The sequence below is a fragment of the Fusobacterium sp. genome, assembly GCF_029258315.1.
Taxonomy (GTDB): Bacteria; Fusobacteriota; Fusobacteriia; order Fusobacteriales; family Fusobacteriaceae; genus Fusobacterium_B.
The window spans coordinates 1-14671 of record NZ_JARHZE010000068.1 but is presented as its reverse complement, the minus strand read 5'-3'; the positions used below and the strand labels follow the sequence as shown (position 1 = coordinate 14671).

General features: G+C 27.4%; 17 protein-coding genes. 15 read left to right on the top strand and 2 right to left on the bottom strand.

The features are described from left to right. On the bottom strand, positions 1-242 hold a 242-nt coding region (locus tag Q1J48_RS05355), incomplete at its 3' end, for a hypothetical protein (RefSeq protein WP_300361753.1). Positions 243-628: 386 nt separating this feature from the next. Here Q1J48_RS05355 and Q1J48_RS05350 point away from each other — a divergent pair. The 15 genes from Q1J48_RS05350 to Q1J48_RS05280 all read left to right on the top strand — a co-directional run bounded on the left by Q1J48_RS05350 (position 629) and on the right by Q1J48_RS05280 (position 13579). Continuing rightward, complete coding sequence (locus tag Q1J48_RS05350; protein WP_300361751.1) at positions 629-1189, top strand: hypothetical protein; 561 nt, start codon at positions 629-631, stop codon at positions 1187-1189. Further along, complete coding sequence (recO, locus tag Q1J48_RS05345; protein WP_300361748.1) at positions 1186-1896, top strand: DNA repair protein RecO; 711 nt, start codon at positions 1186-1188, stop codon at positions 1894-1896. Before Q1J48_RS05350 ends, recO begins: the two co-directional genes overlap by 4 nt. Position 1897: 1 nt before the next feature. After that, the gene (locus tag Q1J48_RS05340) at positions 1898-2371 is read left to right on the top strand and encodes a PTS sugar transporter subunit IIA (protein WP_300329009.1); all 474 of its coding nucleotides are present in this window, start codon (positions 1898-1900) and stop codon (positions 2369-2371) included. A 17-nt stretch (positions 2372-2388) separates the two neighbouring features. Continuing rightward, positions 2389-2844: a transcriptional regulator NrdR gene (gene nrdR / locus Q1J48_RS05335; RefSeq protein ID WP_300361745.1), complete on the top strand. Its 456-nt coding sequence runs from the start codon at positions 2389-2391 to the stop codon at positions 2842-2844. A gap of 16 nt (positions 2845-2860) precedes the next feature. Further along, on the top strand, positions 2861-3793 hold the full coding sequence (fmt, locus tag Q1J48_RS05330) for a methionyl-tRNA formyltransferase (RefSeq protein ID WP_300361742.1): 933 nt from the start codon (positions 2861-2863) through the stop codon (positions 3791-3793). A gap of 16 nt (positions 3794-3809) precedes the next feature. Next, positions 3810-4664, top strand: coding sequence for a bifunctional methylenetetrahydrofolate dehydrogenase/methenyltetrahydrofolate cyclohydrolase FolD (gene folD, locus Q1J48_RS05325; protein ID WP_300329113.1), 855 nt, complete (start codon positions 3810-3812; stop codon positions 4662-4664). Between the two features lie 99 nt (positions 4665-4763). Then, the gene (locus Q1J48_RS05320) at positions 4764-5234 is read left to right on the top strand and encodes an ACT domain-containing protein (RefSeq protein WP_300329110.1); all 471 of its coding nucleotides are present in this window, start codon (positions 4764-4766) and stop codon (positions 5232-5234) included. A 15-nt stretch (positions 5235-5249) separates the two neighbouring features. Further along, positions 5250-5702: an acetyl-CoA carboxylase biotin carboxyl carrier protein gene (gene accB, locus Q1J48_RS05315; protein ID WP_300329000.1), complete on the top strand. Its 453-nt coding sequence runs from the start codon at positions 5250-5252 to the stop codon at positions 5700-5702. 26 nt (positions 5703-5728) lie between these two features. Further along, a complete protein-coding gene (locus Q1J48_RS05310) occupies positions 5729-7030 on the top strand; it encodes a hemolysin family protein (RefSeq protein ID WP_300328997.1) in 1302 nt (433 codons plus the stop codon). Beyond that, entirely contained in the window at positions 7015-7683 is a 669-nt protein-coding gene (locus Q1J48_RS05305) for a DUF502 domain-containing protein (RefSeq protein ID WP_300328994.1), read from the top strand. Before Q1J48_RS05310 ends, Q1J48_RS05305 begins: the two co-directional genes overlap by 16 nt. Beyond that, positions 7661-8509: a tetratricopeptide repeat protein gene (locus Q1J48_RS05300; RefSeq protein WP_300361739.1), complete on the top strand. Its 849-nt coding sequence runs from the start codon at positions 7661-7663 to the stop codon at positions 8507-8509. The genes Q1J48_RS05305 and Q1J48_RS05300 overlap by 23 nt, the downstream gene beginning before the upstream one ends. Positions 8510-8514: 5 nt before the next feature. Further along, positions 8515-9030, top strand: a complete 516-nt coding sequence (locus tag Q1J48_RS05295; RefSeq protein ID WP_300361755.1) for an adenine phosphoribosyltransferase — start codon at positions 8515-8517, stop codon at positions 9028-9030. A 25-nt stretch (positions 9031-9055) separates the two neighbouring features. Then, positions 9056-11227, top strand: a complete 2172-nt coding sequence (locus Q1J48_RS05290) for a RelA/SpoT family protein (protein WP_300328988.1) — start codon at positions 9056-9058, stop codon at positions 11225-11227. Between the two features lie 11 nt (positions 11228-11238). Continuing rightward, positions 11239-12396, top strand: a complete 1158-nt coding sequence (gene tgt, locus Q1J48_RS05285; RefSeq protein WP_300328984.1) for a tRNA guanosine(34) transglycosylase Tgt — start codon at positions 11239-11241, stop codon at positions 12394-12396. Positions 12397-12475: 79 nt separating this feature from the next. Further along, positions 12476-13579 (top strand): YibE/F family protein, encoded by a 1104-nt coding sequence (locus tag Q1J48_RS05280; RefSeq protein ID WP_300328981.1) that lies wholly within the window; start codon positions 12476-12478, stop codon positions 13577-13579. 121 nt (positions 13580-13700) lie between these two features. On the opposite strand, the gene Q1J48_RS05275 is transcribed toward Q1J48_RS05280, so the two are convergent. Continuing rightward, positions 13701-14633 carry an NAD(P)H-dependent flavin oxidoreductase gene (locus Q1J48_RS05275; protein ID WP_300361736.1) on the bottom strand — a complete coding sequence of 311 codons (933 nt, stop codon included), beginning with the start codon at positions 14631-14633 and terminating at the stop codon, positions 13701-13703. Between the last annotated feature and the right edge of the window lie 38 nt (positions 14634-14671).

Genomic DNA, 14671 nt, shown 5'->3' with positions numbered 1-14671 from the left:
TTTTTATTACTATCAATTAATTTTTTATGGTCTTTAATATAATTGGAATTTCTTCGAATTAAGGTATCTGGGTCAGTAATTCCCATAAAATTTTTAAATTTTCCTATAAACGAATCAATTCGAGAATTTATTTTGGCGTTTTGCTTTTTTGAAAAAATCGGTATTGATAAGTTGGACGAACCACAAAAGGTAAAGTGGTTTAACGTAAAAAAAATGGTGAATAAAAAAATAAAATGTTTCATAAAATATGTCCTCCTAAGTAAAAAAATGTGTGAAAAATAAAAAATCACAAATAATAGAATAACACTTATATTTTATTTTGTCAATGAAAGATTAAGATTAGAAAAAAGATTGAAATAAAAATTGAAAGTAAAATGTAAAAAAATAAAATAAATATAATAAAATTATTACAAAAACTTATAAAAAATAAAGGAAAATAACGATAAAGAGAGAGTACTAAAATAAAAAAATAAATAATATTTTTCAATGAAATAGTATCAAAAAAAATAACAATAATCTTTACAAATCTATTGAAATATAATATAATTGTATATCAGGCATAATGGAAATATTGTACTAAAATTTAGTAAAGAGTGTAGAAAAAATAAAATGAATTAGGAGAAAAATAATGAAAAAAATTTTTACTTTTATGTATTTTTTAATATCAATAGTAAGTTTTAGTGAGAATAAAAATATAACTCTGATAGATACCCTTAAAATGTTTGTAAATGAAAAAACATATGTAAACAAAAAATCAAATGAGAAATCTTATGATTTAATTTATTTGCTACCTAAAACTTTAAAAAAAGTTATGGTTGAGCCAAAAAGCCATAGAGGAGAGATTTTCATATATAAAGATAGTACTAAGATAGTTTATCTTCCAATATTTGATCAAATAACAAGAGAAGAAAACTCTCAAGAGGAAAACTTTATAGTTGAGACAATAAGATTTTTCCAAGAAAATTATAAGAAAAATAGTTCTTTTAGAAAAGTTTATGACAATGAAAAAAGTTTTAGAGTTAGCAAGAAAAATTTAACTTTTGAAATTTTAAAAATGGAAAATATTGATGGGTACAGATTGCCAACTTATCTTAAAATTTATGAAGATAATATCCTTTTAGCAGAATTAAAACTTTCAAAAATAAAAGTAAATGAAAAAATACCTGGAAGTGAGTTCGAAATTAAATGACCGAAATTATAAAGTTAGAAGGTCTGATTATAAAGAAAAAGGATATTAATGAATCTGATAGATTATTGACAGTAGTAACTACAAGTTTAGGTAAACATAGTATAATAATCAAAGGGATAAATAAGAGTAAAAAAAGAGATAAAACTTCATCTGATGTTTTTAGTTATTCAAAATTTGTAGCTTATAAAAAAGGGGAAAACTTTATAGCAAACACAGTTGACTCTTTAGAAGTTTTTGAAAATATAAAAAAAGATATAGATAAAATAAGCATAGGACTTTACATGTGTTCTATATTAAATGAAAGCTTGAATTTTGGAGAAAGAAACAGTAGGATTTGTGATTTGGCATTAAAAAGTTTTAGATATTTAGATAAAGAGGAGGATAATAATAAAAATTGGATTTTATTATTATTTTTCTTTTATAAGATCTTAGTAGAGCAAGGGGTAAATTTTGTATTGGAAAATGGAAATTATTTTTCAATAGAAAACTCTTGTATAAGTGAAAAAAAATATGAAAATTCTATTTTATTAAATTTGGTTCAAGAGAAAATTATAAGAAAAATCTATTTGAAAAAAGTTAGGGAGCTATTAGAAGAAAATATATCAAGAAAAGATATTTTTTTTGTAATAGGGATATTTGAAAGATATTTTAATTATCATTTAGAAGGAAATTTAAATTTAAAAAAATATATCTGGGAGGCAGAGTAAAATGGGGAATAATATAGTTAAGATAACAGACTATATGACGGAAGATTTAATAAATCTTCAATTAAAAGGAAAGACAAAAGAGGCTGTATTAGATGAACTAGCTAGTCTAATATCTAAATCACCATCTTTAAACTGTAAAGATACCATCAAAAAAGCCCTACTAGAAAGAGAAGAAATAGGAAGTACTGGGATAGGAAGAGGGATAGCAATACCTCACGCTAAAACAGAATATGCAGAAAAGTTGACAATCGCTTTTGGAATCAGTAAGGATAAAATAGATTTTGATTCTATGGACGGAGAAGGAGTTAGAATATTTTTTGTTTTCGCTTCTCCAGTAAAAGATACACAAGTTTATTTAAAAGTTTTAGCAAGAATATCAAGACTTATAAGAAGTGAAAATTTCAGAAATAAATTATTAAATGCAAAAACTCCAAAAGAAATAATAGATTGTATAGACGAAGAAGAAAATGGTTAAAAAAGGAGAAGAAAAATATGAGATGTCCATTTTGTAATAGTAGTGATACAAAGGTAGTTGATAGTAGAGAGTTTGTTAATGGAAACTCAATAAAGAGAAGAAGAGAATGTTTAAGTTGTAAAAAAAGATTTACAACTTATGAAAAAATAGAAGAAAGAGCCTTATATGTAATAAAAAAAGATAATAGCAGAGAAAGATTTGATAGAAATAAGATAATAAGAGGTCTAACTATTGCTACAAGTAAAAGAAATATAAGTAGAGATGAGATAGAAGAGTTTGTATTAAAAATAGAAAGAAAGCTACAAAATTCTTTAGAGAGTGAGATTAGTACAAAATATGTAGGTGAATTAGTTATGAAAGAATTAAAAGAACTAGATGAAGTAGCCTATGTTAGATTTGTATCAGTTTATAAAGAGTTTAATAATATAAAGGATTTTATAGAAATAGTAGAAAATATTAAAAGTGAAAAGTAAGGAGAATTAAAAAAATATGAGAATATTATTTATGGGAACTCCAGATTTTGCTGTGCCAAGTTTAGAAATTTTGGATAAAAATCACGAAATAATTGGAGTTTTTACAAAAATTGATAAGGTGAATAAGAGAGGGAATAAAATAGAATACTTACCTGTAAAACAGTATGCTATTGATAAAAATATCCCTATCTATCAACCTACAACATTAAAAAATGATGAGATAGTTGATGAGATTAAAAAATTAAATCCAGACTTAATAGTTGTAGTAGCTTATGGAAAAATTATTCCAAAAAGTATTATAGATATACCTAAGTATGGAATAATAAATGTTCACTCATCTCTTTTACCAAGATTTAGAGGAGCAGCTCCTATAAATGCAGCACTTATGGCTGGAGATAAAAAAACAGGAGTAACAATTATGTATGTAGCTGAAGGGTTAGATACAGGAAATATAATTTTAACTAGAGAAACAGAGATAACAGAAGAGGATAATTTTGAAACTCTTCATGATAGATTAAAAGAATTAGGAGCTGAGGCTCTAATAGAGGCAGTAACTCTTATGGAAAAAGGAGAAAATGAAAGTATAGTTCAAGATGATAGCTTAGCTACCTTCGTAAAACCTTTCAGAAAAGAGGATTTGAAAATAGATTGGAATAAAAGTGCTGAAGAGATATTTAACTTTGTAAGAGGATTAAGTCCTGTACCTTGTGCTTGGACACAAGATGAAGGAAAAACTTTAAAAGTTTATCAAGTAAAAAAATATGATAAAGTTTATGAAGAGGGACAAAATGGAGAGGTTGTAGGAAAATTAAAAGGAAAAGGACCTATTGTAAAAGTAAATGGAGGTTCTGTAATAATAACTAGTGCAAAACCAGAAAGTAAAAAAGTTCTTTCAGGTGCAGATTTATTAAATGGTAATTTTATAAAAATTGGAAATGTGTTTGAGTAAAGAGGGAGAGGCTGTAATGGGTATACTAGATGGTAAAAAATGTTCTGAAGAGATACTGGAGAAAATAAAGATAGAGATAGACAAAATGGTTAAGTCTGGAAAAAGAGCTCCAGGATTAGCAGTTGTAATAGTTGGAGAAAATCCTGCATCAAAAGTATATGTAAATTCAAAAATAAAAGCTTGTAATAAAGTTGGGATTTGTAACAAAGAGATAAGTTTACCAGAAGATGTTACTCAAGAAGAACTTTTACAAAATATACAAAAACTAAATGAAGATGAAAATATAGATGGAATTTTAGTTCAACTTCCTTTACCAAAACATTTAGATGAGGAAGAAGTTTGTAACGCAATAAGAGAAGATAAAGATGTAGATGGATTTAAACCAGAAAATCTTGGAAAAGTTGTTCTAGGAAAAGAAGATGGAATGATACCTTGTACTCCTCAAGGTATAATGTATTTACTAGATACAATAAAAGATTTTGAGTTATATGGAGCAAATGCAGTTGTTATTGGAAGAAGTAATATAGTGGGAAAACCAATCTCGTCTTTACTTATAAACAGAGGAGCTACTACAACTATTTGTAATAGTAAAACTAAAAATATAGATGAGATTTTAAAAAAAGCTGATATAATTATAGCAGCTTTAGGACAACCTAAATTTTTAAAAGAGAATATGGTAAAAGAAAATGCTATTATTATAGATGTAGGAATAAATAGAGTTGATGGAAAATTATGTGGAGATGTTGATTTTGAAAATGTTTCTAAAAAAGCATCACATATTACCCCAGTTCCAGGTGGTGTTGGACCAATGACAATAGCAATGCTTTTAACAAATACTTTAAAAGCTTATAAAAAAGGAGGAGAAGAATAAATGGCAAGACCAGGAAGACCTAAAAAAAATTCTGAAAATATAGAAGTTTTAAGTGAGAAAAAAACAAAAAAAATAAAAAATAAAAAAGATGATAAGGGGATTGAGGCTAAGATAAAAGAGGCACAAAACTCTGAAAGAAAAGAGTATTATATAGTAGATAAAAGAATACTACCAAGCTCTATAAAAAATGTTCTTTTAGTAAATGACTTAGTACAAAATGAAAAATTATCAAAATATGAGGCAATAAAAAAAGTTGGACTTAGTAGAAGTACTTACTATAAATATAAGGATTATATTAAACCTTTCTTTGAAGGTGGACAAGAAAAAGTATTTAGTATCCATCTAGCTTTAAAAGATGAACCAGGAATATTAGCAAGAATACTTGATGTTATAGCAAGTCATGATATGAATATATTAACTATCATTCAAAATATTTCAATTGATGGAATAGGAAGAGCTACAATATCAGTTCAAACAACTCAAAATACTCTAAGAAAAGTAGAGGGAGTATTGGAATTAATAAGTGAAATAGATGGAGTTAAAGAACTAAGAATAATAGGAAGTAACTAAAAAAGTGAGGGTAAGATGAAAAATATAAGTTTAGAATTAATAGAGCAATTAGCAAAAAAAATGAATGAGAACTCTTTAAATGAGATTACTCTTGAAAAAGGTGATGAGAAAATCACTTTAAAGAAAGAAGTAAAATATAGAAATGTAGTAGAGGGAGCAGTTGCTCAAAATGTTGTTGTACCACAAGTAAAAACTAAATCTGTATCATCAGATAAAAAAGATGAAAAGATAAAAGGAAATATAGTTGTAGCTTCAATGGCTGGAACATTTTATAGATCTCCAGCTCCAGGAGAACCTTATTTCGTTCAAGAGGGAGATTTAGTAAATCAAGGGGATACAATTTGTATAATTGAAGCTATGAAAATGATGAATGATGTAACATCTAATTTTTCTGGAAAGGTTTCAAAAGTTTTAGTAGAAAATGGAGAGATAGTTCAAAAGGGCGACAAACTTTTTATAATTGAATAGTATTTTAAGGGAAGGTGTATTATTAATTGGACACGTATCGGGATTTGATTTTATTAGTAATTTTAATTTTATTATCAGGATTTTTTTCAGCAGCAGAGACAGCTTTAACAGCATTTAGCAGTATTCATTTAGAAGAGATATCTGAAAAAAGCCCTAAAAAGGGTGAGTTGTTAAAACAGTGGTTAAAAAAGCCAACAGAAATATTAACAGGATTGTTACTAGGAAATAATATAGTTAATATTTTTGCCACATCATTAGCCACAGCTCTTATTACAAAGTTTTTAGCTTCAAAAGGATTGGATTCACAAAATCAATCTGTTTTAATATCAACTTTAATAATGACAGTTGTGATACTAATTTTTGGAGAAATAACTCCTAAGGTAATAGCAAAAACACATTCAACAGAGGTATCTAAAAAAGTAATTTTACCTATTTATATAATGACTAAGTTAACAAAGCCATTTATTTTTATACTTACAATTATTTCTAAATTAATAGGAAGAATTATAGGAATTGATATAAATGATAATGTTATGAAAATAACTGAGCAGGATATAATTTCATATGTTAATGTTGGAAAAGCTGAAGGGGTAATAGAAGCCGAAGAAAAAAATATGATAGAATCAATAGTAACATTTGGAGATACACTAGCAAGAGAAATAATGACTCCAAGAACTTCTGTTTATGCAGTTAGTGGAGATGAAAAAGTAGGAGAAATAATAGATCAAGTTATTGAATATGGTTATTCAAGAATACCAGTTTATAATGAAGGAATAGATGATATAATTGGTATTTTATATGTAAAAGATTTGTTGGTGGCAGTAAAAGAGGGAAAAGTAGAATGTTTTGTAAAAGATTTTATAAGAAAACCTTTTTTCATACCAGAAACAAAATCTGTATTAAGTATTTTGGAAGATTTTAAAAAGGAACATATTCATATGGCAATAGCTGTTGATGAATATGGTGGAACAGTTGGGGTAGTTACAATAGAAGATGTCATAGAGGAAATCTTTGGAGATATTAAAGATGAATATGATTCTGATGAAAATGAAATAATAAAACAAATATCAGAAAATATGTATGAAGTTGATGGAATGATAGATGTTGAAGAGCTTAATAAAACTCTAGATATAGATCTTCCAGAATCAGATGACTATGACAGTCTAGGTGGACTTATTTTAAATGAGTTAAATGAAATGGCAGAAGTAGGGGACATTTTAAATATAAAAAATGTGGAGTTAAAAGTTTTAGAGATAGATAAAATAAGGGTGTCGAAAGTTCTATTAACTAAAAAGGAAAGTGAAGAGGAGATATGTCAAGAGGAATAAGAAAACATTTTTATGCTGGTCTTATAGTGGTACTTCCTGTTTTTTTAACAATATTTATATTAAATTGGATTATAAATTTGATAATTTCTTTAACTAAAAATTCATTTTTTGTAAGACTGATAAATAAATTTATTTATTATTCAGGCTTTCACGAAAATGAAAAAGTTGTGTATATAGTTTATGGAATTTATTTATTACTAATTGTATTGTCTATAATTTTTATAGGATTAGTGACAAAAAATATAGTGGGTAAAAAAATAAGAAAGGGAATGGACAATCTTATTTGTAAACTACCAATCATAAAACATATTTATACAGCGATGAAACAAATAGTGAAGTTGGTGTCTTCACAAAATAGTGCAGGCTATAAAAAGGTTGTAGCAGTTGAATATCCTAGAAAAGGGATTTATAGTATTGGATTTTTAACAGCTGAAGAAAATGAAACTTTAGAAAAATTACACGGAAGAAAATTTTGCAATGTATTTATACCAACATCACCAAATCCAACTTCAGGAATGTTTATTTGTGTTCCTAAGGATGAGGTTACAGAGTTGGATATGAGTATAGAGGACGCTATAAAACTTATTGTATCTGGTGGAGTTATCACTCCAGGAGTTCAATATGATTCAGATGAAGAAGAGATTGAAAAATAATTTTTTTATTTTTATCTTATTATTTATTTTTGGCTGTACTTCAGTTGAAAATAGAGAGGTTGAAAATATAGATTCAAAATATCTTATTTTGAAAGGTATGAATCTAAAAAAAGTAGGTAAATATTCACAGGCTTTGGAATTATATAAAGAGGCTTTAAAAAGTAATGGAAAAGATAGTATTTTATATCAGGAATTAGGAGAAACCTATATTAAATTAGGGGACTATTCAAAGGGGATAAAATATTATAAAAAAGCTTTGGAAATTAGTAGCTATAAAATGGATATTAATAAAAATTTAGCCTATGCATACTATTTAGAAAAAGATTATTCAAATTCATTGGATTATATAAATAAATTATCTGAAAGAGAATTGGATACTGAATCTAAAAAACTAAAAGGTTATCTTTTAATAAAAAATAAAAAATTAAAAGAGGCTAGAGATTATTTGAAAAGTAATGAGAATAATATAGATGTTTTTGATGAGGTATATTATAACTCTTATTTGGATTTTTTAGAAGAAAATAATTATAATGAAGACTTGCAAGAAGTTTTTAATAAAATTTATGAAAAATATTATAATAATCTAGATGCAATGACTTTGTATTTTAGAAAAAAAGAAAAAAATTGTAAAGATATTGTTGAGTTAGAAAAAGAGTTAAAAAGATATATTGTCAATGAAAGAACCAATGATGAATTGTATATTCTTTTAGGTGAAATAGAATACAAACTAAAAAAATATAAAGAGAGTAAAATGAGTTTAAAATTTGTTTCATCAGAAGGAAAAATGTCAGAAAGATATATTAATTTAATAAGGAGATTAAAATGAAAAAAATAAATTATAAAGATTATATAACTTCAATAAAGGATTTTCCTATTGAAGGTGTAACTTTTAGAGATATTACATCTTTTATCCAAAATGGAGAGGCATTTAAAAGTGCAATAGATGAATTTTCAGAATTTGCTAGAAAAAAAGGTGCTGATGTAATAGTTGGACCAGAATCAAGAGGATTTATTTTTGGAAGTCCAATGGCTTATAATTTAGGAATAAGTTTTGTACCTGTAAGAAAGCCTGGAAAATTACCAAGAGAGGTTATATCAGTTGATTATGACTTAGAGTATGGAAAAAATACTTTAGAGATACATAAGGATGCAATAAAAAAAGGACAGAAAGTTGTTATAGCAGATGACTTATTAGCTACTGGTGGAACTACACAAGCTGTAATAAAATTAATAGAAGAACTTGGTGGAGAAGTTGTAGGAATCTGCTTTTTAATAGAATTAAAAGAGGAATTTGATAGTAGAAAAAAATTCGAGGGATATGATGTACTGTCATTGATGGAGTACTAATTTTTCTTTGAGAAAGAGGGGAAGTATGGATTATTTAAAAGAGATTCTAGAAGAAATAAAACGAAAAAATCTTGATGTTGATATAGAGAAGATAAAATTAGCATTTTCATTTGCAGAAGAAGCTCATATTGGTCAGTTTAGACAATCAGGAGATAACTATATTTTACACCCAGTTCAAGTTAGTAAGATTATCATTGATATGGGAATGGATACTGATTCAATAATAGCAGGTATCTTACATGACATAGTAGAGGACACTTATATAACTATTGCTGACATAGAATATAACTTTGGAAAATCTGTTGCTAATCTTGTAGATGGGGTAACAAAATTAAAAAAATTACCAAATGGTACAAAGCAACAAGATGAAAGTATCAGAAAAATGATACTTGCTATGTCAAAAGATATAAGGGTTATTATAATAAAATTGGCTGATAGACTTCATAATATGAAAACTCTAAATTTTGTTCCTGAAGAAAAACAACTGAGAGTATCAAAAGAAACTTTAGCAATTTATGCACCTCTTGCTCATAGACTTGGTATGGCAAAAATAAAATCTGAATTGGAAGATCTATGTTTTATGTATATTTATCCAGATAAGTATGCAGAGGTTAGGGATTTCGTAAACTCTAAAAAAGAAGAAAGAGATCACTATGTAAAAGGTGTAGAAAATATAATCAAAGAACTTTTAGAAAAATCTCACATAAGTGGAAATATAAAAGGAAGATTTAAACATTTTTATAGTATTTATAGAAAAGTTTATGAAAAACATAGAAACTATGATGATTTGTATGACTTAATGGGAATCAGGATAATAGTAAAAGATGTTACAACTTGTTATCATACCTTAGGAGTAATACATGAAAAATTTAGTCCAGTTCCAGGAAGATTTAAAGATTATATAGCTGTGCCAAAATCAAATAACTATCAATCAATCCATACTACAATTGTTGGTCCAGAAGGAAAATTTGTTGAGATTCAAATAAGAACTGAAGAAATGGATAAAATAGCTGAAGAAGGGGTTGCAGCTCACTGGAGTTATAAAGAAAAAGTAAAAGTTGGAAAAAAAGATAAAGTTTATTCTTGGCTTAGAGATATAATAGAGCTTAATAAAGAGGCTGATAGTGCTAAGGATTTCGTTACTTCAATAACAGGAGATATAATTGAGGAAACAATATTTACTTTTTCACCTAGAGGGGATATATTAGAATTAAAAAAAGGAGCAACACCGATAGATTTTGCTTTTGCTATTCACTCAGAGGTTGGATGTAAATGTATTGGAGCCAAGGTTAATGGAGATATAGTTCCACTTGATTATAAATTAAAAAGTGGAGACAGAGTTGAAATAATCACTTCTAAAAGTGCCAAAGGTCCTGGAAATGATTGGCTTGATATAGTGGCTACTCAAGGGGCAAAGAATAAAATAAGAAAATGGCTAAAAGAGAAAAAATGGGAAGAAAATATAAGACTTGGAAAAGAGGCTCTAGAGAGAGAGATTGAAAGATTAACTATTCCTATGACTCTTAAAGATTTAGAAGATTCTCCAGTGATAAAAAAACATATGGAGAAACATAATATTTCCACTTTAGATGATTTCTATTTTATAATGGGAGAAAAAAGAAGTAAGGTAGAAATTATAGTAGATAAACTTAGAGATTATCAAGATAGTATAAAAGAAAAAACAGAGGTTCAAAAAATTGTTCCACCAACAACAAAATCATCAAGAAAGAAAAATGATTATGGAATAATAGTTGATGGAATTGATAATACACTTATAAGATTTGCAAAATGTTGTACACCTTTACCAGGAGATGAGATTGGTGGATATGTAACAAAACTTACAGGAATTGCTATCCATAGAAAAGATTGTAAAAATTATCAAAATATGATAGAGAATGAGCCTGAAAGACAGATTGGTGTAAAATGGGATTTAGATATTATAAATAAAAAAATAAATAAATATCAATTTAAATTTTCTATTATAGCCGAGGATAATAAAAGTCTTGTTATGGAAGTTGTATCCTTAATTGCAAATCATAAAATCTTTTTAACAGATATAAACTCAAGTACAATTTCTAAGAATGGAAAAAAATATTTAAAAATAAAAGTAGCTGTTGAAATATCTAATAAAAAAGATTATAGTTTATTGATAGAAAATATTAAAAAGATAAAATATGTGATAGATATAGAAAGGTAAAAGGTAGATAAATGAAAAAATTACCAGTAACTTACGAGTTAGTAAAAAAACAAGGAAATGCTAGAGCTGGGGTTATAACAACGCCTCATGGAAAAATAGAAACACCTGTGTTTATGCCAGTTGGAACACAAGGAACTGTAAAAGGAATGACAAAGGAAGAACTTTTAGAACTTGGAGCAGAGATAATATTAGGAAATACATATCATCTTCATCTAAGACCTTCTGATGAACTTATAGCTAGATTTGGAGGACTTCATGAATTTAGTAATTGGGACAGACCAATTCTTACAGATAGTGGAGGTTTCCAAGTATTTAGTTTGGGACATTTAAGAAAAATAACTGAAGAGGGAGTAGCTTTTTCTTCTCACTTAGATGGTTCAAAAAGATTTCTTTCTCCAGAAAAATCAATAGAGATTCAAAATAACTTAGGTTCAGATATAGTTATGCTTTTTGATGAATGCCCTCCAGGAGCGTCTTCAAGAGAATATTTAATACCATCTATCGAAAGAACAACTAGATGGGCAAAAAGATGTGTAACTTATCATAAAAGACCAACAGAACAAGGACTTTTTGCAATTGTTCAAGGTGGAATCTATGAGGATTTAAGAGAGAAAAGTTTAAATGAATTAAAAGAGATGGATGAAGATTTTTCAGGATATGCTATGGGTGGTCTAGCTGTTGGAGAAAAGAAAGAAGATATGTACAGAATATTAAAAAATGTAACTCCACTTTTCCCAGAAGGAAAACCAAGATATTTAATGGGTGTTGGAGAGCCCCTAGATATGTTAGAGGCTGTTGAGCACGGAATTGATATGATGGACTGTGTTCATCCAACAAGAATAGGAAGACACGGAACTGTATTTACAAAATATGGTAGACTTGTTATAAAAAATGCTATCTATGCTGAAGATGATAGACCTTTAGATGAAGGTTGCGACTGCTATGTTTGTAGAAATTATAAAAGAGGTTATATAAGACATCTTTTAAAGGCTGGAGAAATTTTAGGACAAAGACTTACAACATATCATAATTTATATTTCTTAGTAAATCTTATGAAGAATGCAAGAAAAGCTATATTAGAAGATAGATATTTAGAATTTAAAGAGGAATTCATAAAAAATTATTCAATGGGAAATGATTCTCCTTGGATTCAAGAAAAGAAAAAATAATTTTAAAATGACTGGGTTTTTTCCAGTCATTTAATATTTATATAGGAGAAACTTAACCTATAGTATTTGAGGAGTTGATATGAAAAAAATTATATTGGGATTATTTTTAATATTTTCAATGATAAGTTTTGCTAAAGAAGAATATGTTGTTGGAAAAATAATAGAGAAAGTTGGGAGTAATGTAGAAAATTCATTAAAAACTGAGATACAACCAGATTCAGAAGAGATAAAAGATGTGGAAGTTTTTAAGGTAAAAGTAAAGGATAAGATATATACAATAGAATTTCCAATTTATACAGAAGAGGCTTATAATCTTTCTTTAAAAAGAGGAAATAAAGTTGTTGTTTATAGAGAAGATGAAGATGATAACTACTATATAACAGATATAGATAGAAGAGGAAGTTATTTAGGAATGGGGATTATATTTTCTCTATTAACTTTGGTTTTGGCTAAGAGAAGAGGGGCAAAATCTCTACTAGCTTTAGGGATAACAATATATTTGATATTTTATTTCTTTATACCTTATACAGTAAAGGGATATTCCCCTATTTTAATTTCAGTGGTGACAGCTTTGCTTTCCTCAATTATAACAATTTTATTTGTTGCAGGATTTACCCATAAAGGTGTAGTGGCTATAATTGGAAGTGTAGGTGGAACTATATTTTCAGGGATACTATCTTATTGGCTTATAAAAATTATGAGCTTTAGTGGTTATCCAACTTTGGATTCTATCAGTTATATAGAAATATTACGTGGTGTAAAAGTAAAAGAGTTGGTTCCTGCTGGAATAATTTTAGGAAGTATGGGAGCTATTATGGATGTTTCTATGTCTATATCTTCAGCTCTGACAGAGATAAGAGAAAAAAGCCCTCATCTAGGTTCAAAAGAGATATATAATTCAGGTTTAAATATAGGAAAAGATATGGTAGGAACTATGGTTAATACTTTGATACTAGCATATATTGGAAGTTCTCTTTTTGAAATGATAGTAATCAATAAAAATTTAGAAAATCTGCCTTTTATAAGACTTCTTAACTATGAATTTATAGGTGTAGAGATTCTAAAATCTTTTGCTGGAAGTGTTGGAATATTGGTTTCTATTCCTTTGACAGCTTATTTTGGGGCTCACCTTCATAGAAGATATAGAGATATAAAAAAATTAAAATTAAAATTATTTAAATAGAAAATAAAATTTTATTAGGTAAAACTCTCTTAATTATTAATGAATTATAATTTATTAATAAAAGAGAGTTTTTTATTTAAAAATTTAAGAAAACAAATAATTTTTAAAAATATTTTAAGAATTAGAAAATATTTTTAAAGTTTTCAAAAATTTCGTGTACAGATAAAATTTTATTTATTTTCCAAATATCTTTTCCAGCAAAAAATAATCCATTTTCTAAATCTCCACTATGTCCAGCTAGAAGTTTTTCTCTGACACAAAACTTTCTACTACAATGTTTAAGACAGTTGGTACAATTTTTAGGTGAATCAAATATATTATCTAGTAATTTAAGTGAAAAATTTGATTTTATAGCATTTGCAGGTAGACCAACAGAACTCATAATTTTTATAATATCCTGTTTTTTTGTATTTATACAAAGTTCTTTAAAAGCTTGTGATACTTCGCACTCATCAGAAACTAAAAATCTACTTCCCATTTGAATACCAGCAGCTCCTAAAGATAACATTTTTTCTCCATCTTCAGGAGTCATAACTCCTCCAGCACCAAAAACAGGAAGAGATATGTTTTTAGAGATTTCTTCAACAATATCCCAAGAATCTAAATCAGTTCCAAGATGTCCTCCAGCATTTCCACCCTCTACAACGATGGCATCAGCTCCTAATTTTTCAGCTATTTTTGCTAATTTTAAAGATGAAACAATAGGAAATAATTTTATACCAGTATCTTTTATCATAGAAAAAATATCTCTTGAAAATCCAGCTCCACAAGTGATAATATCAACTTTTTCTTCTATACACACTTTTACAGTTTCAGCAAAAGATGAGATAGCAAACATAATATTTACTCCAAGAGCTCCTTCTTTATTTGTAATCATAGATTTAGCTTTTCTAATCTCTTTTTTTAGTTCCTCTAAACTTAAAGCAGAACCAGCTATTATTCCTATTCCTCCTTCATTGGCAACTGATGAAGCAAGTTTTGCCATAGAACATTTTATAGCCATTCCCCCTTGTATGATAGGTACTTTTATTTTTAATCCATTTATATTTATCAATTTTATGCCCTCCTAAAAAAATATACAATATTATAACA

Bases quoted from the DNA above. Each gene is read 5' to 3' on its own strand.
- Q1J48_RS05350 (WP_300361751.1), top strand. From the start codon at position 629: ATGAAAAAAATTTTTACTTTTATGTATTTTTTAATATCAATAGTAAGT.
- Q1J48_RS05280 (WP_300328981.1), top strand. From the start codon at position 12,476: ATGAAAAAAATTATATTGGGATTATTTTTAATATTTTCAATGATAAGT.
- Q1J48_RS05305 (WP_300328994.1), top strand. From the start codon at position 7,015: ATGTCAAGAGGAATAAGAAAACATTTTTATGCTGGTCTTATAGTGGTA.
- tgt (WP_300328984.1), top strand. From the start codon at position 11,239: ATGAAAAAATTACCAGTAACTTACGAGTTAGTAAAAAAACAAGGAAAT.
- folD (WP_300329113.1), top strand. From the start codon at position 3,810: ATGGGTATACTAGATGGTAAAAAATGTTCTGAAGAGATACTGGAGAAA.
- nrdR (WP_300361745.1), top strand. From the start codon at position 2,389: ATGAGATGTCCATTTTGTAATAGTAGTGATACAAAGGTAGTTGATAGT.
- Q1J48_RS05340 (WP_300329009.1), top strand. From the start codon at position 1,898: ATGGGGAATAATATAGTTAAGATAACAGACTATATGACGGAAGATTTA.
- accB (WP_300329000.1), top strand. From the start codon at position 5,250: ATGAAAAATATAAGTTTAGAATTAATAGAGCAATTAGCAAAAAAAATG.
- fmt (WP_300361742.1), top strand. From the start codon at position 2,861: ATGAGAATATTATTTATGGGAACTCCAGATTTTGCTGTGCCAAGTTTA.
- Q1J48_RS05300 (WP_300361739.1), top strand. From the start codon at position 7,661: ATGAAGAAGAGATTGAAAAATAATTTTTTTATTTTTATCTTATTATTT.
- recO (WP_300361748.1), top strand. From the start codon at position 1,186: ATGACCGAAATTATAAAGTTAGAAGGTCTGATTATAAAGAAAAAGGAT.
- Q1J48_RS05290 (WP_300328988.1), top strand. From the start codon at position 9,056: ATGGATTATTTAAAAGAGATTCTAGAAGAAATAAAACGAAAAAATCTT.